Annotated in this window: 20 protein-coding genes; 3 read left to right on the top strand and 17 right to left on the bottom strand. The window is 50.9% G+C overall.

All coding sequences use genetic code 11. The annotated features are described in order from the left end of the window. Positions 1-8 precede the first annotated feature (8 nt). The 11 genes from BLW29_RS10520 to BLW29_RS32010 all read right to left on the bottom strand — a co-directional run bounded on the left by BLW29_RS10520 (position 9) and on the right by BLW29_RS32010 (position 14,901). Positions 9-1,553, bottom strand: coding sequence for an acyl-CoA carboxylase subunit beta (locus BLW29_RS10520; protein ID WP_090979095.1), 1,545 nt, complete (start codon positions 1,551-1,553; stop codon positions 9-11). 49 nt (positions 1,554-1,602) lie between these two features. Then, positions 1,603-2,742 carry an acyl-CoA dehydrogenase gene (locus tag BLW29_RS10515; protein WP_090979092.1) on the bottom strand — a complete coding sequence of 380 codons (1,140 nt, stop codon included), beginning with the start codon at positions 2,740-2,742 and terminating at the stop codon, positions 1,603-1,605. Between the two features lie 21 nt (positions 2,743-2,763). After that, positions 2,764-3,162 (bottom strand): AtuA-related protein, encoded by a 399-nt coding sequence (locus BLW29_RS10510; protein ID WP_090979089.1) that lies wholly within the window; start codon positions 3,160-3,162, stop codon positions 2,764-2,766. A gap of 5 nt (positions 3,163-3,167) precedes the next feature. After that, positions 3,168-4,535 (bottom strand): acyclic terpene utilization AtuA family protein, encoded by a 1,368-nt coding sequence (locus tag BLW29_RS10505; protein WP_090979086.1) that lies wholly within the window; start codon positions 4,533-4,535, stop codon positions 3,168-3,170. A gap of 142 nt (positions 4,536-4,677) precedes the next feature. Further along, positions 4,678-8,862 (bottom strand): choice-of-anchor I family protein, encoded by a 4,185-nt coding sequence (locus BLW29_RS10500; protein ID WP_090979084.1) that lies wholly within the window; start codon positions 8,860-8,862, stop codon positions 4,678-4,680. A gap of 183 nt (positions 8,863-9,045) precedes the next feature. Then, positions 9,046-9,330 carry a hypothetical protein gene (locus BLW29_RS10495; RefSeq protein WP_090979081.1) on the bottom strand — a complete coding sequence of 95 codons (285 nt, stop codon included), beginning with the start codon at positions 9,328-9,330 and terminating at the stop codon, positions 9,046-9,048. A 231-nt stretch (positions 9,331-9,561) separates the two neighbouring features. Then, entirely contained in the window at positions 9,562-9,990 is a 429-nt protein-coding gene (locus BLW29_RS10490) for an SRPBCC family protein (protein WP_090979079.1), read from the bottom strand. A gap of 84 nt (positions 9,991-10,074) precedes the next feature. Then, positions 10,075-11,067 carry a LysM peptidoglycan-binding domain-containing protein gene (locus BLW29_RS10485; RefSeq protein ID WP_090979076.1) on the bottom strand — a complete coding sequence of 331 codons (993 nt, stop codon included), beginning with the start codon at positions 11,065-11,067 and terminating at the stop codon, positions 10,075-10,077. 284 nt (positions 11,068-11,351) lie between these two features. After that, complete coding sequence (locus tag BLW29_RS10480) at positions 11,352-12,512, bottom strand: dienelactone hydrolase family protein (protein ID WP_090979073.1); 1,161 nt, start codon at positions 12,510-12,512, stop codon at positions 11,352-11,354. Between the two features lie 21 nt (positions 12,513-12,533). Beyond that, positions 12,534-13,694 (bottom strand): MFS transporter, encoded by a 1,161-nt coding sequence (locus BLW29_RS10475; protein WP_177186571.1) that lies wholly within the window; start codon positions 13,692-13,694, stop codon positions 12,534-12,536. A 199-nt stretch (positions 13,695-13,893) separates the two neighbouring features. Then, complete coding sequence (locus BLW29_RS32010) at positions 13,894-14,901, bottom strand: globin-coupled sensor protein (RefSeq protein WP_371264698.1); 1,008 nt, start codon at positions 14,899-14,901, stop codon at positions 13,894-13,896. Positions 14,902-15,121: 220 nt separating this feature from the next. On the opposite strand from BLW29_RS32010, the gene BLW29_RS10465 reads away from it, so the two are divergent. Both BLW29_RS10465 and BLW29_RS10460 read left to right on the top strand, forming a co-directional pair. Further along, complete coding sequence (locus BLW29_RS10465; RefSeq protein ID WP_090979065.1) at positions 15,122-15,775, top strand: response regulator transcription factor; 654 nt, start codon at positions 15,122-15,124, stop codon at positions 15,773-15,775. Further along, positions 15,768-16,877 carry a PAS domain-containing sensor histidine kinase gene (locus tag BLW29_RS10460; RefSeq protein ID WP_090979062.1) on the top strand — a complete coding sequence of 370 codons (1,110 nt, stop codon included), beginning with the start codon at positions 15,768-15,770 and terminating at the stop codon, positions 16,875-16,877. Before BLW29_RS10465 ends, BLW29_RS10460 begins: the two co-directional genes overlap by 8 nt. A gap of 256 nt (positions 16,878-17,133) precedes the next feature. Here the strand turns inward: BLW29_RS10460 and BLW29_RS10455 are convergent, their stop codons facing one another. The 3 genes from BLW29_RS10455 to BLW29_RS10445 all read right to left on the bottom strand — a co-directional run bounded on the left by BLW29_RS10455 (position 17,134) and on the right by BLW29_RS10445 (position 19,113). Then, positions 17,134-17,511, bottom strand: coding sequence for a YkvA family protein (locus BLW29_RS10455; protein WP_256208503.1), 378 nt, complete (start codon positions 17,509-17,511; stop codon positions 17,134-17,136). Positions 17,512-17,660: 149 nt separating this feature from the next. Then, the gene (locus BLW29_RS10450; protein WP_090979059.1) at positions 17,661-18,437 is read right to left on the bottom strand and encodes a DODA-type extradiol aromatic ring-opening family dioxygenase; all 777 of its coding nucleotides are present in this window, start codon (positions 18,435-18,437) and stop codon (positions 17,661-17,663) included. A 31-nt stretch (positions 18,438-18,468) separates the two neighbouring features. Continuing rightward, positions 18,469-19,113 (bottom strand): alpha/beta hydrolase, encoded by a 645-nt coding sequence (locus tag BLW29_RS10445; RefSeq protein WP_090979056.1) that lies wholly within the window; start codon positions 19,111-19,113, stop codon positions 18,469-18,471. 157 nt (positions 19,114-19,270) lie between these two features. On the opposite strand from BLW29_RS10445, the gene BLW29_RS10440 reads away from it, so the two are divergent. Beyond that, entirely contained in the window at positions 19,271-19,828 is a 558-nt protein-coding gene (locus BLW29_RS10440) for a helix-turn-helix domain-containing protein (protein ID WP_090979053.1), read from the top strand. Positions 19,829-19,899: 71 nt separating this feature from the next. On the opposite strand, the gene BLW29_RS10435 is transcribed toward BLW29_RS10440, so the two are convergent. The 3 genes from BLW29_RS10435 to BLW29_RS10425 are packed head-to-tail and all read right to left on the bottom strand — an operon-like array spanning position 19,900 to position 23,506. Then, entirely contained in the window at positions 19,900-21,039 is a 1,140-nt protein-coding gene (locus tag BLW29_RS10435) for a toxic anion resistance protein (RefSeq protein WP_090979052.1), read from the bottom strand. 29 nt (positions 21,040-21,068) lie between these two features. Next, positions 21,069-22,757, bottom strand: coding sequence for a vWA domain-containing protein (locus BLW29_RS10430; protein ID WP_090979049.1), 1,689 nt, complete (start codon positions 22,755-22,757; stop codon positions 21,069-21,071). Between the two features lie 11 nt (positions 22,758-22,768). Further along, positions 22,769-23,506 (bottom strand): hypothetical protein, encoded by a 738-nt coding sequence (locus BLW29_RS10425; protein WP_090979047.1) that lies wholly within the window; start codon positions 23,504-23,506, stop codon positions 22,769-22,771. Positions 23,507-23,777 lie beyond the last annotated feature (271 nt).

Raw genomic sequence — 23,777 nt, 5'->3', positions numbered from 1 at the left:
CGCTGCTTCTAGACCGGATAAACCGGGTGCTTACGCTCTGTGAAAATAACGGTTTTGCTCGCGTACACCTCGAAGCGCTTGATCAGCTCTCTGCGCAGCGAATGAGCCGGAACGATGCCGTCGATGACCATGTCGGAGGCCAACTGGTAGAGGTCGATATCTTGGCGATATTCCTCGCGTTTGGCCGCGATGAACTCGGAGCGCTGTGGCTCTTGCAGCTCCGCGATCTTGTTCGCGTACACGGCGTTGACCGCTGCTTCAGGTCCCATGACGGCGATTTGGGCCGAGGGCAGCGCCAGGCAGCAATCGGGCTCGAAGGCCGGACCGGCCATGGCATACAGGCCGGCTCCGTAAGCTTTGCGGACGATGACGGATATCTTCGGCACCGTCGCTTCGGATACGGCGGCGATCATTTTGGCTCCATGCCGAATGATGCCTGCTTGCTCCACCGCCGTGCCGACCATGAATCCGGGCACATCGGCGAGAAACAACAGCGGGATGTGGAACGCATCACATAAGCTGATGAATTTGGCGGCTTTGTCCGCGGAATCGTGGAACAGGATGCCGCCTTTGATCTTCGGCTGATTCGCGATGATGCCGACCGGTTTGCCGGCGATCCTAGCTAAGCCCGTAATGAGCTCCCTCGCGAAGAGACGTTTGATTTCGAAGAACGAATGCTCGTCGATTAAACCTTCGATGAACGGATACATATCGAATGGGGTGTACTGGTTATCCGGTATAATCGAGTCGAGGGGTACTCTCAGATCTGCCGGGGGACGGGGTTCTTGGGTTGGAGGTTTCTCCGTGAAATTAGGCGGGAAGTAAGCTAAGTATTGTCTCGTCAGCGCGATCGCTTCCTCCTCGCTCTTGGCGAGTACATCTCCACAGCCCGAGACAGAGCAGTGCATGCGGGCTCCGCCAAGCTGCTCCAAAGTAGCCTTCTCCCCTGTCACCATCTCCACGATGCGAGGGGATCCAAGGTACATCGAAGCATTGCCCTCGACCATGATGACGATATCGCAAAAGGCCGGGATATAAGCGCCGCCTGCCGCCGAAGGCCCGAACAAGAGACATACCTGCGGGATTTTGCCGGACAGCTTCACCTCATTGTAGAAAATTCTGCCGGCTCCACGCCGCCCCGGATACATGAGCGCTTGATCGGTTATCCGAGCCCCAGCGGAGTCGACAAGATAGAGCAAGGGTACTCGCAGCTTATCTGCCGTTTCCTGCATCCGAATGATTTTCTCAACGGTACGCGCTCCCCAAGAGCCGGCTTTCACCGTGGAATCGTTGGCAATGACGCATACGGTACCTCCGTGAATCTTGCCAATCGCCGTAACCACGCCATCGGCCGGCAAGCCTGCCTCGTTGCAGCTGGCGAACAAAGCATCCTCGATCTCGAAGTCCGGATCAAACAGCAGCTTCAAGCGGTCGCGCACGAAGAGTTTGCCTTGCTCCGCATTCTTTACGTGATACTTGGCGGCACCGCCCTTCTTGATCTCCTCCATCTGTTCCTGCAGCCGGTCATTCGCCGATTCGTGATCAGATTCCATTGTTCTCGGAACTCCCCTCTGCTGCTGACTCTGCCAAGATGAAACGGCGTTAACAGCCGATCTGGGCTGCAATGACGAGACGCTGAATTTCTGAAGTACCTTCGCCGATCTCAAGCAGCTTGGCATCGCGCATGAAACGCTCCACCTCGTACTCCTTCATATAGCCATAGCCGCCATGAATCTGCACGGCTTGATCGCATACCTTCATGCACATCTCCGTTGCAAAAAGCTTCGCCATCGCCGCTTCTTTCTTGAACGGCCTCCCCTGATCCTTCAGCCATGCAGCCTTATAGACCATCGTACGGGCGAGCTCGATGTTCATCGCCATGTCAGCCAGCTTGAACTGGATCGCCTGAAACGCGCTGAGCGTCCGGCCGAATTGCTTACGCTGCTTCGCATAACGCAGCGATTTGTCGTAAGCGCCTTGGGCAATGCCAACTCCCATGGCAGCAATACCAATACGACCGCCGTCGAGAACGGCGAGAAACTGCTTAAAGCCGTTCCCTTCCTTGCCGAGCAAATTCTCCAGCGGGACCGCCACTTCTTCCAGCACGAGCTCGGTTGTGTTCGAGGCGTGAAGCCCCATTTTCTCGTAGTTGCAGTGGGTGGTGAATCCGGGTGCATTCGTCGGTACAATAAACGCGCTGATGCCGCTCGTGCCTTTCGACCGATCGGTAACGGCTGTAAGGGCGAGATTGCGGGCATAGCTGGCATTGGTAATGAAGCATTTGGAACCGCTAATGACCCACTGATCCCCGGTTCGAACCGCAGTCGTGCGGGTTCCGCCCGCATCCGATCCGGCATCCGGCTCCGTTAACCCAAACGCGCCAAGATAATCGCCTCTGCATAGCGGCGTTAAGTAAGCAGCCTTCTGCTCCTCAGTCCCGAACAGTGCAAGAGGTGCTCCACCGAGTGACACATGCGCAGAGTAGGTGATGCCGGTTGAAGCGCATACTCGGCTGAGCTCTTCCACAACGATTGCAAAGCTGATTGTATCTGCCCCGCCCCCGCCGTACTGCTCCGGAAAAGGAAGGCCCATCAAGCCGAGCTTGGCAAGCTTCTCGAAGACCTCCACCGGAAAATGGCCGGTGCGATCCCGATCAACAGCCCCCGGCGCCACCTCCGCATCTGCAAAATCATGAATCAAATCCCGAATCATCGCCTGCTCTTCCGTTAAGTCGAAATTCATCGCAAGCAACCCCTCTTCTGCTTAAGTCGTGGTGGGCGGCGGCGGCACAGGTGGTGCAGGTGTTACGGGTTCTTCCTCCTCTTCGGCTTCACCATCGTCGTCCATTTCGATTTCGAGCCGCAGCAGATTAGCCGCATAACACTTGCCGAGGTTATCCATCCGAAGCGTGGCGGAGCCGCCGCCGCCTAGCGCGGTGCGACATACATAATTCATTGCCAGCAGATTCGGCACGACATAACGGGTCACTTCCCCTTCGATCATGCCGGCAAAATGCGATTTAACCCGCTCGGAAGTCAGCTCCCGCTTCAATAATTCGAACATCGCCACGCCTGGTGCAAATACCGCAATATTGATCGTATTTCCCTTGTCGCCTGATCGTGCTTGCACCAAATGACGAAGCTGTTTGCGTATACGTGCCATAGCGGCTACACCTCCACAACCGTCACTTGCACGCCTTGCTCGATCAGCTCACGCGGAGCGAGACAAGACCACATGCCGAGCAGCTCGCGCGGCTTCATCACGCCAAGGAAAGCCCCCATCGCCGGAGGTCCGCTCAGCATGAGCGGAGGAACGAGCCGGCCCAGTGCAGCCGCATCGTCCTTACTCTTCGTCCGCATCGCCAAGCGCACATAAATCTCGTTCAGCTCTCCCTCCTGCGGCAGCTTAGCAAGCGGTCCGTGCAACGAGTTATAGCCCAAATAGTCGGTTCGAAGTTCTTCGTACCGAAGACCGATCCGATCGATATGCCTGCGAACAATCCGATCAGCCGTCTGTGCTTTGGCAAGCGCGTCCGGCCACGAATAACCCCAGATCGCCTGCCCGAGCCAGCCGTCGGCGTAGCCCATTACGACTTTCAGCGTATCGGGCCTTATGGAGCCGCATGCACCTGAAACTTCAACCCTATTCGGGCCGGCATCAGACAGCTTTACCCCCATCAGATCCAGCACGACATCAGGTGTGACATACGCGGCCGGGTCGTGGATTTCATACAGCAGCTGTTCCTTCACGGTGTCAACGGAGACGAGTCCACCGGTTCCCTCTGTCTTGGTCACCATGAACGTTAAGTCCTCGCGAACTTCCGCAATCGGAAAGCCAATATGCTCAAGCGCCTCTACCGCCTGCCAGTCACCGCTGAAATTGCCGCCCGACGCTTGCCCGGAGCATTCCAGAAGATGCCCCATCAGCACGCCTTGCGCCAATCGATTCCAATCATCCGCCTCAATATTAAACTCAACCATTAACGGCGCCAGAAATAACGCCGAGTCCGTCGTTCGGCCAGTAATAATCACGTCCGCCCCTTGCTGAAGCGCCTTCACGATCGGTTCGGCACCTAAGTAGGCGTTAGCGAAGACGATTCGTTCCTCGATCATCCGAATATCCCGGCCATCTTCCATATGGGAGAGCGGAGCTCCTTGACTCATGAACTCGGGCAGCTTCGAGCGCACATCATCTCCGGTTACGACCGCTATCTTCAAACCCGTGAGGCCCAGTTCCTGCGCAATTCGTTCCGTTTCCTGCATTGCCCCAATCGGGTTCATGCCACCTGCATTCGTGATGATGCGGATGCCTTGCGCTTTAGCTATCGGAAGCAGTTCTCTCATCATGCGACCAATATCAGCAGCGTAGCCGCGGGAAGGATCGCGCTGCCGGTCTTTCTGCAGGATGGCAAGCGTAAGCTCAGCGAGGCTGTCAAAGCAGATATACTGCACATTTCCCCGCTTGGCCGTCTCGATGGCAGGCAGAAAGGAATCGCCATAGAATCCCTGTCCCGCTCCAATCCGGATCGTTTTCATTCGAACCTCCTTTCGATAATCGCAATCGATCGCGAGGCGTGCGTACTAGTATCATTGTATGGCGGGTAAAAGTAGGCTAGACATAGAAACAATACCCCGAGCATTGGCATCATGCCAGCTCGGGGTATTCATCATTCCAAACCTATTCGTGTTTCATCATGCCTTGGAACAGAACGCTGATCATCTTCGCCGTCTCTTCACGCGTAGCCAATTGCTGCGGATCGAAGCTGCTTCCTGCACCTGCAGATGCTCTGCCGTTAATAATACCTGCTTGCTGAACAGCGGAAACGGCATCCTGCGCATAAGCAGAAATACTCGACGCATCCGTGAATGTCACGCTCGCCACTGTTTTCGGAAGCGTGTAATGCAAGGTTGCGGCAAGACGAGCAATCATAGCTACCATTTGCTCTCTTGTAATCGGAGCATTCGGATTAAATACGCCTTCCGCTGCACCGCTTGTAATTCCGGTTGCCGCCGCCCATTGCACGGACTGTGCATAATAAGCATCTGCGCTTACATCGCTAAACTTACTTCCTTCATAAGTCGTCAGGTCGACCCCCGCCACTCGGGCCAGAATCAGCGTAAAGTCGGCTCTTGTCACCTGTTTCTTAGGGGCAAAACTTCCCCCGCCTACACCTTCCATGATCTTTCTTGCAGACAAGTAAGTGATTTGGTCTTTCGCAAAGCTGGATGCCGTATCACTATACTTCACATTGTTGCTGGCGATCGCATACGTCGAGAAATGGGTAACGGAGAAGGTTAATTGACCCGTTGCCTTGTCATACTTTGCATTAGGCACCAGCTCGATATTCCCATTATCAGCGATATAGTAAGCGATGATGGCATTGGCATCTTCGCCTGCGCCCAGTACATAAGGAATACTGATATTCACGATACCGCCCGCAAAATCAGATACCTTCTTCCCATCTGCCATTACACTAAAATCATACACAGGATGCGAGCCAATTGCTTCAGCTATAGCCGCTTGATTGTTCTTCGTAAGAGCTGCCAGGTCGGAAGCCGAAACCTTGGCAACGGAAACCGTTACAGCTCCTGAGCTTGCAGCATTCGCTACCGTGGACATGGCTTTCTTATCCAGCTGCACCTGTCCGATTCCCGATTCAATAACGAGCGCATCTGCGCCGCTGCCGGAGATCTTATCCATTGCCGCTGCCGAGAAGGTTACTGCCGTCTCCTTTGCAGCTGCATCTGCTGTAGCTTTGATCGCAACGATGTCTTTCACACTTGCCGAATTTGAAGCTGACAGCTTAGACAACACTTCCTCAACTTGCTTATCCGTAACTACCGCCGTCGCTTTGCCCGAAGCATCCGTAACTGCTTTCACTTCCGTCGTTACTTTCGTTCCGTCCACAACGGGTCCAGTGGCTGGTGGCGTAGTTGGGCCGGTATTTGGACTGCTTGGCGGAGCATCTGCACTCGCAACCGTAACTGCAGCTTCGGCTACACCGTAACCATCTGCACTTAGTGCCGTTATTACAGCCGTTCCCGCTTGAATTGGCGAAACTTTACCTGTTGCATCCACCTTAGCCACCGTATCATCCGAGGATGACCAAGTCACAGTCGAAGCACCTTCGCCAACCGGGACTACCGTAGCTTCAAGCTGAGCCGTCGAACCGCCAACCTTAAGGGAAACGGTCTTCTGATTCAAAGTCACTTTGTCCACATTTAGCTGATACACCGTAATCATACCGCCTACTTCATGAGCGACCAGAAGAAGCGGCATTCCGCTTGGACTTGCTGTTGCAGGTATAAACTCTAGACCCTCCGGGCCGATATCGCCTTGCAGCGAATTAGACTCAAAGTTACGCGTGTTCGTATAATTGACGAAAGTAGGATTCTTCGGGTCTGTCACATCATAAGCCATGATGCCGCCTACACGCTCAAGACCAATGAAGGCCAGTGCTTTGCTGCCCACTTTGCCCACTTTCACATACTCCGGCTCAGGGCCTTTCTTCGTGCTTCGTTTATCGAATGCAACTTCTTTATGATCGGAGTTGAAATACTTCGGAAGCCGTTGTGCTGTAATTTTCTCGAAATCATTCTTGCTGTCAAAGACAGGTTCTAAGCTGTCCGCATTCCAAATGGAGAATGAGCGTCCGCCATACAGGTAGATGCCGTCAGGTCCCATGTCGCTTGGTACCTCTACTCCGTCATAAGCTGTTTTGCCGCTTACCGTTTTTCCAGCTAAGAAAATAGCTGCATCCGATGTCGATGTCAAGCCGGCTTTCAGGCCGCCAATCGTAGAGATATTGGTTCTGCCCGGCCACTCCGTCGCATCCCCTTCGTTCGCTGTGAACAAATACGTATCTCCATCAACGGTGTACGTATCGATTCCATCCGGCATGAACATGCCTTTGAACGGCACGTTCTCGAACTTGATCTTGCTGTCCTTCACCAAATCAAGGGAATTCACTTCTACATTCAAATCCTTGTAGCCAAGTCCTTTGACCGAAGTTACCGTTCCACTTGCAATGTCGATCGTCGCAATCGCGTTAGCCTCTTGTAAGGATACGTAAGCTGTTTTCTCGTCAGCAGATAATGCGATGTATTCCGGCTCCAAGTCATACTTAGCTGCTTCTTTCGATGCAGCCGGACCCGTAATGAGTCCCGCCTCATTGGCAGTGCCGCGAAGATGAACCAGATCATCGATCACGCTGACATCGTCGAATTTCACATGTTTCGTCACGTTATTCACGCGATCAACGATCGTTACGCTGCCTTCCGGATCAGCGCCGGCCAGACGCGGCTCGGCTTCATCCGCTGTCAATACGTAACGGCCGTCATGCGTAACCTTAATCATATCCGGCTGAACGCCTGCTTCGTAGGAAGTGACATACTTGCCGTCGTAGTCAAATACGAGGATCGCTCCGTTATTCGTATACGTCTTCTCTTGAATAGCGGCGTAAACCAAGTCATTCTTCAGGTCGATATCGACACTTGTAAAGTCGCCGTATTCGAAGTCAGGAAGATGATCACTGACGACTTCTTCAATATTAATGGAAGTTGCATTTGCTTCCGGTTTACCGGTGTTATCCAAAGAAACAATATCCAATGTCGCAGGATCGCTGGATCCATTGACGGAATAGAATTTATGATTCTCCGGGTTGTACCTCACGATCTCCGCAACGCCGCCATCCCCATTCGGTTCACCGGCGATAAAGGAGCCTAATCTCGTCATCGTCAACGTATCATTAATCGGCTGATTGACAAGAAGCACATAAGGCTTGCTTGTTGTTTGCGGAGTCGAAGCGCTGTCTGTAATGGTAACTTCCACATTGTTACTCGCTGGAGCATCGGAAGCCGGCGATCCGGAAATATCTCCCGTAGCCGCATCGATTGCCAGACCCGCAGGCAAGCCCGTCGCGCTAAAGTGATATGGCGACTTACCGCCTGTCACATTGATCTTAGCCGAATAGGCTTTCGTTGCTGTTCCATCAGCAAGCTCGTTAGTGGAAACGACAAGCGGTGTCGGAACAACTCCCCACTCGCCGTCATTAGCGCTGCGAGGGCCATAAGTAGTCAGCTCCGCTTGACCGGCAGTCATGGAACCAAAGATGATTTGCACAAAATCGCTCTTGTTATTATCAGAGTCCGCAAAATTCACACGTCTTAGCGACATGTTCTTGGAAGTGCCTCCAGTAGTGCCCACGACTCCGCTACCGACCGCTGGGCCTGCAGGGAATTCCGACTCAAACCCACTAATCGTACTCCCATTGTCGTTACTGCCTGTACCCAGCATATCTACATAACCTGTTGGTTTATTGACAAACGGATTCACCGATACATCTTTATCCAGCAGATCTTGATTGCTCATCAAGACGAGCTTCATCCCTTTGTTCTGGAGTGTACGAGGAAAATTCAGATCGAAATCGCCGTCCGCAATTACCACTTTGTTAACAGAAGCCGTGGTTGCATTAGCACGAATCAAATACGAAGAGTGTGCATTGATCGTCCCTGACAGATCCAGCTTCTCCCAAGCACCTGTTGGTTCGGTAGTGTTGGACGATGAAGCACCACGATCTGCATATTGGATGGACCAGCTGCTCAGATCCACATTACTATCTGTAGGATTATAAAGCTCGATAAAGCCATGGCTTACCGCTGCTCCACTTGAAGTCCCACCGCCAAAATACTGATTGATGATTACATGTGGAACTTGGACTTTATACCCGTTTGTATCGTAGGGAGTTCCATTCGTAACAGCTGCCGCATCCGCCGAAGCAGGCAATACTCCAGCAAGCAGACCTGCAGCAAGTTCAGTTGAGAGCAGCAGTGCCAGTAGCTGTTTATTTCTCTTCTTCAACATGTCTTCACTCCTATTATATGGTTTGTCCTAGAAAGTATAGGGGAGAACTGTGAAGTATCTATTAAGGTGAAATGGATATTATGTAAACGATAGGTAAAAAAATAACCCCGCCAACTCAGGAACAGCCCTGAATTACGCGTGGTTATCTACTTTCATGCGTTTATTGAATTGGAAAAACACAGCTTATTTCGATGCTTCTTTAGTCGCCTTATCCAGCATATCGTTCCAATTCGCAAATTGGGTCTCTCTGGCTACGTGACGATCAAACAGCTCATCGGGAATATTGCGAATGTCCTCGTGCGTCTCCACTTGGAAATTGCCCTTCTCCAGAAACTCCGAAAAGCTATTCCAGTTCGAATACTTCCCCATGAAGGAATCGTTGAACAACCGATCAAACGACAGATGTTCCGGATCTTCCTGAACGGTCTTCTGTCCTTGTAATTCCTTTAGCAACTCATCAAATGGCATTGGTTTATGCTTTCTCAGACGCTCACCCCTAAAAAGATTATTATCATTAGTATAACCATGACGATACTGATTTCTTCCTGTTTATTCAAACTCAGTATATGTGAAAGTCAGACACGGCACACTGCTACTCTACCCAGTATACAAAAGGTACCCCTAGTTTGAACACCTTTTTTCAAAGTGTCCTGTCTAAGGGTACCTCTTCCACGCTATCTGGCAAGTCGACAATTTCTATTAATCGTTAACCGATTCTGCGTACTTCTTAAAGTTATCCATAATCGCCTGCCAGCCTGCTTGCTGCATTTCGACAGCGTTCATCGTTTCCGTCTCGAACGTTTCGATGACTTTCGTCTCGTTATCTTGGCTGATGAATGTGATCGACACTTCTCTGCCATCGCCTAATGTATAAGCAATGTACTCATGGATCCGCACCTCATCATAAACGCCGCCAAATTCGAATTCAAAGCTGCCGTCTTTCGCGGCCATCTTGGAAGTAAAAGACCCGCCAACTCGTAAATCGTTCTCGGAGAATGGCGTGTGCCAGTCATCAGAGGCGTTATTCCATTGGGTGATATGCGCCGGCTCGGTCCAGTATTTCCAAACTTTCTCCACGGGTAATTGCACGACTGTTTGTACGGTTACTTTCTCAGCACCTGTTCCCATTATCAAAACCGCCTCTACTCGTATAATAATTACTGACAAGCACATTTTATCAGATCAATCATTCTTGCTCAACGCCTCGCAGCATTACGCGTGAATCTTCACTTTCGTACCTGTCGGAACGGTGCTGAACAACCATTCTACATCTTTATTCAGCATCCGGATGCAGCCGGCGCTGGCGTTCGTTCCGATGGAAGAAGGCGCATTCGTACCATGAATGCCGTATTTCGTTCCTTGCGTATTCGGCACGCTAAGTCCAAGCCACCGGCTGCCCAGCGGGTTCTTCGGATCGCCGCCCGGGATTTCTTTGGCCATGTACCACGGATTCTTGATCTTCGTAATAATCTCGAAGCTCCCGGTCGGCGTTGAACCCTTCTTCCTGCCGCTAGCGATATCGAAGCTCTTCTCAACTGCTCCACCTGCGATGACATATAATTTGTTTCGCGTAATGTCGATCTCAATGGAGACTAACTTGGCGGAGGTGGAAGTTGAAGCGGGCGGAGTCGCCGCAGCCGTCTCCACCGGGCCCGCGATGCCCGCGCAGTCCTCGATCGAGTAGAACGGATTCGGAATTTGCACAACCTGCCCCGCTTTGATCGAGGCTGAAGCTGTTTCGATGCCGTTCACCTTGGCGATCATTTGCTGATAGTCCTGCACTTTAAAATATTTGGTCGACAGGCTGTACAAGGTATCGCCCTTATGTACCGTATATTTCAGTTCGCCTGCCGGCAGCGGTACGCGCAGCGCCATATCTGCTTTCAAATCCGCTTCCGTTATGTGATTGTACGCCATTAATGCGTTCATGTAGTAGATGCGGTTGAAATAGTGATTCGTAATCGCGTATAAGGTATCGCCTTGTTTGACTGTGTATTGATCCAATACCAGCGGGTTCGACAACTTGAGCGCCGTCCCTGCTTTCAAGCTTACCTTCGGATCCAGCCCGTTCGTTCTTGCAACCTGTTCGTAGTCGCCGGTCAGATAAAATTTCTTCGCAATGCCGTATAACGTATCGCCGGGCTTTATGCTGTACGATACGCTGCTGAAGGATTCTGTTTCTGTGTATCCCTGCGCGTTCGTCATGACTGGAAAGCTTGTACAAAAGACCACCAACAACACTATACTTAAGACCCACTTCGATTGCCTACTCAACGATGATCACACCTTCTGCCGTAATAATTTGCGGCTCAGATGATTCGTCATCATTCGTCAGGAATCCTTTTTATTTCATGTCGATTTTTGAAAAATAATCCAATCGTAGGAGACCGGCGAAGAAGCGCGGCCGCAGTGGGTTCTTGAGCACCAACCCGCTTCTCCGTTTGCCCGGTTGTCTGAGAGGAATAAAGTCCCAGCTCGATGCGGCGGCTTTAAAGCACCGTATCGTTGGCATTGCAGAGCCATTGATCAAACCATTGGAATGCATCCTCTTGCATCTGATTATCGAATTTATGAGGTCCGGGGTAGAACAGACCGCGATAATGATCCCCGGCACCCATCTTCTCATAGATCCCCTTCAGCTTCCGGTCACTCTCTTCTTGGCCTTCGATGGTCCATAAGGGATCGTCGATATCGTATTGCACCATTACGGCACCCGTTCCGTTTAAAGAAATGATGTCCGGCATATCCAGATAGGCGGATAAATGCGGGACATGCATCATCCATGTATGCCGCTGAATGCGATGGGCTACGACTTCACGGTTCGTGGACATGAAACCTATGCATACCGAGCATTTAATTCGATCATCCAATCCCGCGAGGAAAATCGTCCTTAGGCCTCCTCCGGACAAGCCGCCGCAGCCGATTCGATCACCGTCTACCTCGGGCCTTGTCAACAAATAATCGACCGCTCGCCGATCCTCATAAGCCATGATTCCCGTCCATGTGGTGCCTGCAAGAAATAACGTTTTGGCAATCATCGATTCATGCTCGCCCGAGAACTGATTGTAGGCCTCAATATAAGCTCTGGAGCCCGGCTCTGCATGCAGCACCGGTTGTACAAATTCTTCCGTGACACTCTCAGCGTCCAGCTTCCGTGATCCCCATAGAAAAACATCCGGCACAAAGACAACATAGCCCCGTTTAGCCAGCTTGGTCGCCCATGAACTGCCTTCATAAGCGGCCTGCTTGAATTCTGTTATGATTTCAGGCTCGTCATCGAGCTCCACCAGCTTCTCTTTGCCGAAGTACTTGAACCCTCCATGATCATGAAGAGCCACGACAGCAGGCAGCTTCCCTTCCCGTTCCGACGGATACAGCAGAATGCCCTCCGTTCTTGGGCCAAACGGCTGCTCGTAACTGACATGCTCCACGACAAGGCCATCCTTCACGTACGAGCGGTCTACGCTTGCTTGCAAGGGACATTCATCAGCCTGATAGGCCAGCAGCTCCATCACCTTCGCCTTAGTCGTCGTTCGCCAACTCTCGATGTCAGCCCCCTCATACGCCAGAAAAGAAAGCGGAAACGAACATTTCTCCATGGCATTCATGGCCAGTGGTAAATAATTGCCGATTAGACTCTTCATCTTCATGTCGGATTCTCCCTTCCATACTTAGACAGCCTTGATTCTGTTAAAGATTCGCAGCAATGGGATGGACAACAGCAGCGAAGCAGCTCCTGCTAAGAAGAATGGCATTGCAATCATCCCCGTAGCCAAGTACCCTGCTATGGAGATTGCCCCTCCGCCTTTGAGCGCTACCTCTCGGGAAACCAGGCATACGGGCAGGTTATGCGTTCGTTTGCTTTCTTGAACGAAATTCGCGAAGATCGGAATGGTGAAGAACGGGACTAGAAACCCGCCCGCTGCGGACAAGGTAAATACACTCACCGGCGCCATCGCATACGGCCTTATGATCCAGATGATTGCGTAAGCAAGCAATGGCAGGAGTGCTGGCAGCAGCCATTTGCGCACATCCGTCAATTTGCCGATCACTAGATTAGCAGCCAGTACGCCAAATTGAATAAACACGGCAACAAAACCAACATCAATGAAAGCTGCGGAGACGGTGAACACATACAACGACCAGAAGATGTCGGCCGTATCGCTGAAGCCAGACAATACCGATGAAACCAGATAAATTCGGATGGCGGCGATTGGCGATTGGGGCTGTTCCGCCGACGTCGTCGCCTCGGCAATAGGAAGGGGGATCACGGGAGCTTCTTCCTTCATGCTCTTGCTCAGGTAAGAAACTAGCAGCACGACAATCGATACAACGAAGAAGGCGATCGCGATCGTCGATACCGCTTCAATGCCGAAATAAGTCAGCACGATGCCGCTTATGCCGGGTCCGATGATTTTGCCTGCAACCGATGCGGCGCGGAAGCGTCCCGTAGCTTTCCCCACTGCTTTGCCTGCTGAAGCGGCGAATAGATAGTTCAACGGAACCCAGTAGAACGCATTGGCGCAGGCTGTTGATGCAATCAAGCCATACAAGAGCACGCTGCCGTGTCCCGCTACCAATAAATACTGTGTAGCTAGTACGGGAATAAGCCGGAGCAAAATGAACACAATCGGCTTGGACGTCATGTAACGTCCTAACGTCATATTGAGCAGGGACTGAAGAATGTAATAGCCGCCCAAGTAGGCGGCTGCGTAACCGATCGAGCCCAGCTCTTTGTAGATCAAGATGGGGATAAATACTTTGAGCAAGCTGTCCGCAAGCTCATTCATGACTCTGTGGACCAGTAAGATCTTGGGGTTAATCGTTCTCACGTGTTTCTCTCCGATGCCTATGCATTTAACTATACTGTTATTATAAGGAACCAGCTTCCAGTTTAATAGATCATCCGTGCAATAAAAAAAGGCGGTACAAGGATTCATTGTCCCTGCACCACCTCGCACTCCTCATGCAGCGCGATAGAGCATTGCGCGCACGCCGCAACTATTGCGAGCTTTCTTTCATGCCTTGGCCCTAGGCGTGATTCAATGCATCAAGCTCGGCCGTTACAGAGCCGATCATCGTAACGAAAGCGGCTAGTTCCTGGGAGCTGGCAGCTTGATCGCGTGCGATTTTGACCGTTTTCACGCTGCCTCCCTGTACTTCACCTAAGATCTGTCCAATATTGGACAGCTTGTCTTGAATGGTCTTCAACGATTCCTTCGAGTGACTGGCCAGCTTACGGATCTCATTGGCAACCACCTCGAACCCCCGCCCGCTCTCGCCCGCACGTGCCGCTTCTATTGCAGCGTTCAAGCCGAGCAGATGGGTTTGGTCGGATATTTCGCGAATCATGGCGCCCATGAGGTGAATCTCTTTGATTTCCCCCTGCAGCACTTCCACGTTTCTGTGCGACTTCTCTTGGAGCTCCGAAGTAAACGAAGCAGATGCGGCAACCGATTGCGTGCTGCTCCTCAGCTCAACCATCATCGACGCTAACTCTTGCACAGCCGCGCTGATCTTCTGAAGCATCTGCTGTCTTTCATCGGCCATTCCCTGGATAATCGCCTTCTCGTCCATTTCATAGGCTTCCAGCACGAGCTGGGAGTCGAAATTAAACATTTTGCTAAGCGCGAAAATAATGGCTGTCCACTGTTCCGGAGCTGCCGCTTTCATATGTTTGGTTGCGATATCTAGATACAGCATATAGGTACCGAGGTACCATGTCGTCGTCAAACCGATCCGGGAGTGCACATTGCCGATGAACAGGCGGCGCTTGATGAACTCTTCATCGATTCTGCTTTCCGTCATCGTTTGGAAATACCAAATTTGCGTCCCCTTCAATCGGTCGACCGTGCTGTGCTTGTTAATAATCTCAACCAACTCGGGCTGTGTGAGTACACGGTCATATAATTCGTCCACGACGGATTCCGTGATTTGCTTAAAGATGCCGGCTTGCGAGTGAAGCAGTTGAAGATCTTCTTCCGTAATGCCTATGTAATCGATTTGTTTTCTTCGTTCAGGGCTGACTTGGATCATCATGATCTCTCCTCGTTGTTGGAAAAAAAACCTGCATGTGCAACTCCCCTATATTCTAACGATAAGCGGCATGACCGTATATCAGGATATTCCCTGATAAAGAGGCTTGAAAACCCTGAATTTCAGGGCTGTGCTCCGGGATCTCCTTCATTTGTAGACGGTATCTTGTTAAGATGAGAGAATTAGTCTGATTGGCAGAGAAAGCCAGAGGGAGGAACCTCTTATGATTCGCATATTCATCGTAGACGATCATGTTATCGTCCGGTCGGGGCTGAGGTCTCTACTGGATGGAAAGCATGACATGTGTATAGTCGGCGATGCAGCAGAAGGGGACGAAGCCATTCGTCTCGCACAAGAGCTGAAGCCGGATGTGGTGTTAATGGATCTAAGCATGCCTCACGGCAAAGACGGAATGACCGCTACAAGAGAGTTGAAGGCGCTGCTGCCGGATGCCTATGTCCTTATTCTTACGATGCATGACGATGGCGAATATTTATTCCGTGCGATTCATGCCGGCGCCTCCGGTTATATTTTGAAGAGCGCTCCATACGAAGAGTTAATTACCGCGATCCAGACGATTGCCGATGGGAACGCCTACTTATATCCGACCGCTACGAAACGTCTCATGAATGAGTACTTGGAGAAGCTGCGGCAAGGCGAAAATACGGGGAGCTATGCTTCGTTGTCCGACCGTGAGCAGGAAGTGTTAGTCGGGATTGCCAAGGGCTACTCGAACAAAGAGCTCGCCGAACAGCTCGTGATCAGTGTCAAAACCATCGAAACGCACAAAAGCAACCTGATGGACAAGCTCGGACTGCGCACGCGGCCGGACTTGGTTCGCTACGCCGTGGAGAGAGGACTGTTATGCTATGAATAGCAGGCGCTCGTATCCGGAGGTGATCGGGCAAAAGGTGAATTCTCTTCTGGCGCGCCTCGATGATTATATTACCGAGCCCGCGTTCCGTGAAGATTTGCATCAAATGCTGAAGCAACTGACTGACGTGAAGCTGGCACTCGATGAATCCTCCATTGTCGTCGTTACCGATCATCACGGGATTATTCAATATGTGAACGACAAGTTCTGTGAAATTTCCCAGTATACACGCGACGAATTGATCGGCAAGGATCACCGCATTATTAACTCGGGGTTCCACGGCAAAGCGTTCTTCGAGGAGTTATGGCAGACCATACAATCCGGCCGGGTGTGGCGCGGAGAGATTCGAAATCGGGCAAAGGACGGCAGTATTTATTGGGTGAACACGACCATCATGCCCTTTCTTGATAACGACGGGCTTCCCTATCAATATTTGGCCATTCGCAACGAGGTTACGCAGCTGAAGAAGGTCGAAGAGGAGCTTCAGGAAATGATGAAGCGCGTGATGCACATTCAGGAGACGGAGCGGCAGCGTTTCTCGCGGGAGCTGCATGACGGCATTGGGCAAAGCTTGTTCGGGCTTGTGATTCAGTTGGATCAGTTGATTGGGGAACAGCTAATTGATCAATCCAAGTTGTCGACGATTCGTCAATCGGTCTCGACAATTATTGAAGAAGTGCGCAGCCTCGCGTGGGATTTGCGCCCTTCTGTGCTCGATGACTTGGGCGTTATCCCTGCGCTGCGCACGTATATCGAAAATTACAAGCAACATTACGATATCCGTGTACAATTCACCTGCTCGCTGCGCACTCGTCTGGACCCTCGCACCGAGACCGCCCTATATCGAATTGTGCAGGAAGCGCTGACTAACGTGGCCAAATATGCGGCGGTGTCCGATGCGGCAGTTGATGTGTCGGAGTCGGAGGAGCATGTTTATATTCGAATTATGGATCATGGGAGAGGGTTTAATCCCAATATGAACCGACAGGGCGTCGGACTCTTCAGCATGGAAGAACGTGCTCGCGGTATTGCCGGACAACTTGAGGTGGTCTCTGCCCAGGGGGAAGGGACTACGATTACGTTGATGGCGCCGAAGAGGCTGTAGGCAGCCCCCAACCTGTAACGGTTGTGAGAGTCGTTATTTGGTCTAAAAAACCTGTTTTTATTTTCTTACGGTTGTGAGCGAGCTTATTTGGACAATATCTGAAAGAAATCAACCATTATGATGTGAATAACGCTGCTCGCAACCGTTAGAATTTTAGAAGCTGTTCTTTTCATGAAATAGCCACGCTGACAACCGTTAAAACTCAATAGCCAATAGCGGAACTACGCTGTAAACAGTAAACAGTTACTCCTCCAACTCATTCCGCAAAAAACTGCGCAGCCTTCGCACGATGATCTTCCGTGATATGAATGGTTATCGCTTTATAGGCGATATATACCGCTGTTCCATCATCCGCGAAACCTGCGACGGGAATGAAGTCAGGAATGACGTCGATCGGAAGTATGAAGTAGGCCAGCGCGCCGATTGCTGTCACTTTCGCGGCCGTCGGTGTAGCCGGGTCCATCGCGCAATAATACATCGATACGGCTTCGTGGGAGAATGGAACTTTGGCCGCATATTTCTTCACTTTGGACCAGAAGCCCTTGTTCACATAGTTGGCTTGCTCTTCATGATCACCGATTCTGGAAATATACTTGTCCGTTTCGACTTCCTCGCACTCAACGATCATTTGCATGGTAGCCCCTCCTTGTGAAAGGTGATTTTAGGATATTGGCATTGTACAACCAATGTTGGCAACAATCCCTATTACCCCATTGTGTTTACACGTAATCCTACATTATGGATACAAAAAACCTCTGCATATGCCATATGCAGAGGTTTATTTCAATTGAATTCCCAGCAGTTCAAGCTTAACGTGCCCAGCTGGTAACTGCGATGCAGAAGCTTCGCTTGTCGGTTGCTATCGCCGGCTCCCATGGCAAGAAGCAGCGGAATGAAATGTTCATTCGTCGGAACCGCTTCTTTGGCGTATGGTGCCCGCTCTTCATAATTGAACAACGCTTCTAGGTCCCAGTTCTCCAGCTTATCTTGAATCCACTTGTCGAAGGAGAGTGCCCATTCCTCCGGGGTATTTCCTCCGCGCCAATTCAACATCCGCAAATTATGAACGATACCACCACTGCCAAGGACTAGAATGTCTTGCTCCCGCAGCGCTGCCAAAGCTTTCCCGATTTGATATTGCTGCTCATTCGACAGATAACGGTTGACGGACAAGGCAATTACCGGAATATCCGCGGCAGGATACATCAGTTTCAGCACAGCCCAAGCTCCATGATCAAGCCCTCTCTCCGAATCCATGACGCTCGGAATGCCATTCTTCTCGAATAGCTGCCCAATTTCCTCACTGATCGCAAGATCGCCATTAGCAGGGTAAGTCACCTGGTATAGTTCATCTTGAAAACCGGAAAAATCATAGATAGTGGAGTACGTATCCACGGTGCTGACCGTTTGCGTTCTGTTCTCCCAATGCGCCGAGAAAATGACGATAGCTCTTGGTTTGGCTGGCAGCGTAGAGGCAAACTGCTTCAGAAACTCTGTGTAGTCATGCTGTTCGAGTACAAGTGACGGTGCTCCATGAGCAATGAAATAAGATGGCAACATAATGGTTGTTCACTCCTTCGTTTCGTTTCGCTTATCGTCCGGCTTCCGCTTGAAACCAGTTGACGAAGTCTCGTTGATTCTCTTCCGATACGCCATGATCCGTCGGATAGATCTTGAACGTGCAGTTCGGCGTTACTTGTTGAAAATACGCCGCGTTGTCCTTCCCGATCTGAACCGGGAATATGGAATCAAACTCACCATGCGAGATGAACACGGACACTTGATCTACAGACTGCAGCTCGTATTCCGTCTTCACGAACTCCGGAACATAACCGTTCAAGGCTACGATTCCTTTCAATTGCTTACCCATTGTCAGCGCAAGCGTCATGGATAGAATCGCGCCTTGGCTAAAGCCAAGCAAGTATCGCCCCGCAGGGTCAATCGGATACTTCTCTGTCGCGTAGTCGATGAACGCTTCTAGCTGCTGAACCGCACGGTCGAAGCTTTCGCGAATCGGATTGCCCAATCCCTTCAGCTCGTAATATTGGTAGCCTGCGCCTAAACGAAGGTCTCCCCGAATGTTGATGATAATAAAATCACCCGACAATGGAGCCACCAGGCCATGCATGTTCCGTTCATTGGAGCCCTTACCGTGAAGGGTGAAGATAGCCGGGTATTTCTTGCTTGAATCGCTGTTAGGCGGTAGATGGATATCATATTCGTAAGCTGCGTTCACTTCAAACAACCTCCCAATCAAGCTCGCTAAAATATTAGTAATAAAGAATTAATTTTTATATGGCTAATATAACTCCACTCCACTAGTATGTCAATGAATTTATTGATAATATGTAATTATATTCGGTATTACTAATATTTATAGGCAGGTGATTCTGATGGACATCGGTTCCACCATTCGCGCAATACGCAAACGCAAGAACATCACGATCGCCCAAATCTGTGAAGAAACCGGTTTGTCGCAAGGCTTCATGAGCCAAGTCGAAACGAATAAAACGTCTCCTTCGATATCAACGCTGGATAACATCGCTTCGGCGCTGAGCGTACCTTTAACTTATTTGCTCATGAAGAAGGACGAACGCATGACGATCGTCCGCAAAGATGACCGCAACGTAACGACAAGCGGCATAGAGAAGCTGAAGGTCGAGCACCTAAGTTCGACTAGAGGGATGCGAATGATGCTTGTTGAGCTTCCGCCCGGCGCCTCTACGGGAGCAGCCCCCCATGCCCATAAAGGCGAGGAGTCTCATCTCGTGATCCAAGGGAAAATCATTGCCGAGCAAGGCGAGGATTCAGCCGTTCTGGAAGCAGGCGACTCCTTCAGCTGGAACGCCTCCACTCCCCATAGAGTAACCAATGTCAGCGATGGTATCAGCATCGTCCTCATCTCCGTATACACCGGGTCGGAAGAGGATTTGGAACAGGAGTATCTATAGCACACGCAAACAAAGAAGAGGCTCATCCTCCAGTCGCAAACTCGACCTTGAGGATAGCCTCTTCTTTTGTATTAAATCCCGAGCTTCTGCCCTTTCTCCAGCCGCTGAATCTGCTTCTCGCCTTCGTCTGCCAGATCACGGAATTGACCGATCGTTTCGCGCATTTTGGGGAGAGCTTCCTTCTTGTACGTGCTGATCGAATCCAGCGCAGCAAGGACATCCGTGAATGCTTGCTTCAGCGTGTCTACGGAGATGCTCGCATTAAGCGCCTGCTTGTGAATCTCTGCTCCCTGCTCCTTCAACATGCGGGAAGTGCCTGCGATTAACTCGTTGGTCGTTTGGTTCAGCAGTTCGATCTTTTTCAATACGATCTTCTGATTATAGAGGGCGCTGGCGACCGTAACGGAAATTCGCAGTGCCGATATGGTCACATTCTTCGCTCTATCAACACCGCGAATGAGCTCCTTGTTGTTGCGGATGACGACTTCGATGGCCATGATTCCCTGTTGATTGACGACCAGCATCTGCTGCAGGTCCATGACGCGCTGGCGCAAGGGAAACAAGACTTCCTCCGTAATAAAACGAATCTTATCGGGATCTTCATTACGGGCTGTCGCTTCAGCGATTTGCGTGGCGATGGATTCATCCATCAACATGCCAAGCTGAATTTCCTTCTGAAGCTTCTTGGTCAACTCGCGAAGCGTCTGCTGCTCGATCTCAAGTGTCGTATTATCGTTCTTGAGCGTCATTTTCCCCTTATCCAAGGAGACCACGATGTCGGCGATAACCGCATCGGCCTTCTGATATTTAAGAAAGTAAGCGCGTAACGGATTAAATAACTTGCCCAGAAATCCAGTCTTCGCAAAATCCACGACACTCGGGTCCAAATCCTTCAGCTGCGTGTGAAGCTCGGATAATCCTTTGGCAACCTGCCCGCCGTCATCGCCCGTCTTGGAGAGATTGCCGACTGACACTTGGAGCAGCGAATTCTTATCTGAGGATGATTTCATCGTGTTCAGCCCGAATGAGTCGATGGACGTGAGAATCTCCTTGCGTTTCTCGAGCGATTCCGTGTCTAAAGCCATGATTGTAGATACGTTGTTATCTGCGATTTCCTTGAGTTTAGCGATCTCTTCGGGGACCGGCTTCACCTCTTGCTCGATTACCTGCTTAATTTGCTCTGGGCTTGCGACTTCCATCGAGAATGACATCGAATTCCTCCTTTAGGTTGGGCATTCCCTTACATTTGAACGTTGAGAAGGTTGCCGATCTTGTAGACAACGTCATCTGTATCGGCGTTGATGCTTGCTGCCTCGTTAATGCTCGATATGCTTTGAAGCGCTTTGATGTTGGCATTGTAGCCGATGGTGTAGATCGGAACTTTGTAGATTTCGACCAGCTCTTTGATATCGTTGAGCGAATGGCCTTCGTTCGTCTCCCCATCGCTTAGGACGAAGATAACAGGCTTCGTATTCGGATTAACAAGCAATTGGTCTTGCAGCATCTTGAGTGCGACGATGATGCCATCGAAGGTCGCCGTTCCGCCGCTGGATTGCAGATTGTTCACGGCTCCCACGAACAATGATTGTTGAATCGCATCGTATTTGCCGATCGGCACATCGATGGTTACGTCGCTGGAGTACGAGACGAGTCCGATGCTGTTGTCGCGGCCGAGATACTTCTGCCCTTTAAGCAGCGATTCCTTGAGGCGGGCTAGCGGCTCTCCGTCCATACTTCCGGAAATATCGGTAACGAATACGGCTGAAATCGGTTTGCTTCCGTTCTTCTTCTCTTTCCACAGCTTCTGAGCGGAAGTCAGCGTTGCGCCGTCCATGACAGCCAGCTCGGATTTGTACTCTTCAAGCTGGTTGAATCCTTTGTCCTTCGCCATCTGTTGGTATTTGTCTTGGGTCACGAATTCCGCAAATTTCTTGATGATGTCGATTTTCTCTTGTGGAAGATCCCCCAGAGCGAACAACGGACTGTCATGTCGAACACCGAACGGCGTAAATACATAGCCGCTCTTCAATTCCGCGGCGTTGACGAAGGTCTGATATTCAAGCACGAAACCGTCCAGCATGCCTGACTTGGCTGCGTCTCGCATCTGCAAGGTAGTAGAAGCGATGAACGGCACGTTCGCTTGAAACTTCTCGAACCCTTGAACCGCTTTATCGCTCAAGCTATTGGCATTATCGAAGGTATGAAGTGCGGTTACGAGAAAGTTAAGTCCGGTCGAGCTGGCAAAAGGATCGGTGTACCCCATCGAGAACTCATTGTTCGCAATGGCTTCGGTAACGGTTTTGACGTTGACCGAGCCGTATTTATCGACCAAGGCATCGTACTTGGCTTTAGCAATGACGATGCCCGGCACATTGCCGACGAGTCGCGGTGCGATAAGCTGCGTCTTGACGCCGCTGGCTTCCGCCATCTTGCCCCATAACTCATTGGATGGCGTGAACGCGTCCGGAACATATTTACCGGTCTTAATATAATCGGTCGCCGTCCCAGAGGCGATGTTGCGGATTTTCACAGAGGCGGGCTGGCCATTCACTTCGATCCCGGCATTGTTGAATTCCGTTGCGACTTCGGTTAACCAGCCGTCAACGCCGGTTCCCGATTTCTCCGTGGAGGAGAAGATCTCTACGAATTGATTGGTCGTGCTGTTCACCGTAATCGGGAATTTGGAGATGTCCGGCAGCGATGCGGCGACGTCGATGGGATCCAGATCGATCTGCCCTTTCACCGGCTCCGCGGTCGTGACGGAAATATCTTCGTACAAATTGCTTAGCTGCTTGCCGGCGTTCTCGGAAGTGACTTCCGCTTTGGACTTCCCTAAGTTCGAGGTCAGATTAATGCCGTAATAGACGAGGACGAATACGAGACCCAAGACCAAAATCGATATCACCAAAAACTTGCTCTGTTTGGACATAACCGCACCTCTCACTGTTTGTAATATTTAGTCTGCTTGATTAACGAATCGATCTCTTGCATGCATGGCATCTGATCGATCTCACTCGGCTCGAAGCTGTCCAAGCGCGAAATTTCAAGCAGCAGTTTATCCAGCTTAATCAACATCTCTTCGTTCGACTCCAGCGATTGCTTGACGAATGTCAGCTGTTCGCCCACGATCCCCGCCCTCACTTGGAGCAGCTCCGGAGATATTCGGGAAGGCTTCCGACCTCCACCGGCATGCTGAAGCTCCGATTCGTCGAACATTTGCAGCCGATTCAAGATACTTCTTACATTCAGGTAAAATAATTTCTCAACCTCCCGGGTCACAGAAGCGAATTTCTTGTAGCTGAGCTCATTCGGATCGAATCGCTGCCCAAGAACGTTCAACAACGTATCCTGCCGCTTATTCATCCGTTCCATCTGATCCAAGGCGTAAGCCATATCCTCCTGCAGCACTTTCACTCGTCGATACCGCATGAGCGCCTCCTCGAAGTCTTCTCGCGTTTGAAGCTGCTTGAGCGGAATCGACTCCTGCTGCTTAAACAGCAGCAGGTAGCTTCCATATAGAAGCGCTATGCCACTTGCAAGAAGCAAGGTGACTCCGAGAGCCGACTCGAGCGGACGCTCTCCGATCTTGGTACCTATAAAGCCGGGCGAAAATACCGCAATATTCACAGCCGCGATGACCACGATCATACCCAGCAGCTTCACGAATTTAGTTCCCATCGACCATGCTCCTCCATCCAGGTTCATTCCAATGTACGCGGCTTGATCGCAACATATTTCCGTTTCCTTAATCTGGATTACGGAAGATCGGGCGCGTAGTTTCAACATCGTTCCATTCGTCCATTCGGACAAGAAGTCGCGAAGCTCGACAAGTTGTTCCTATTCGACATTTTCTTCCATTATCCTTGGCGATTATTTAAAATTTTCCATAAGAATGACCGATGCATTCGCTTCCCTGATCTCTCACATACTGACAGAGAGTCCCAAAACG

It is taken from the genome of Paenibacillus sp. CF384 (assembly GCF_900106745.1).
In the GTDB taxonomy this organism is placed as follows: domain Bacteria; phylum Bacillota; class Bacilli; order Paenibacillales; family Paenibacillaceae; genus Paenibacillus_Z.
Note: the sequence above shows the minus strand (reverse complement) of the source record. Positions and strands in the feature narration are given on the sequence as shown.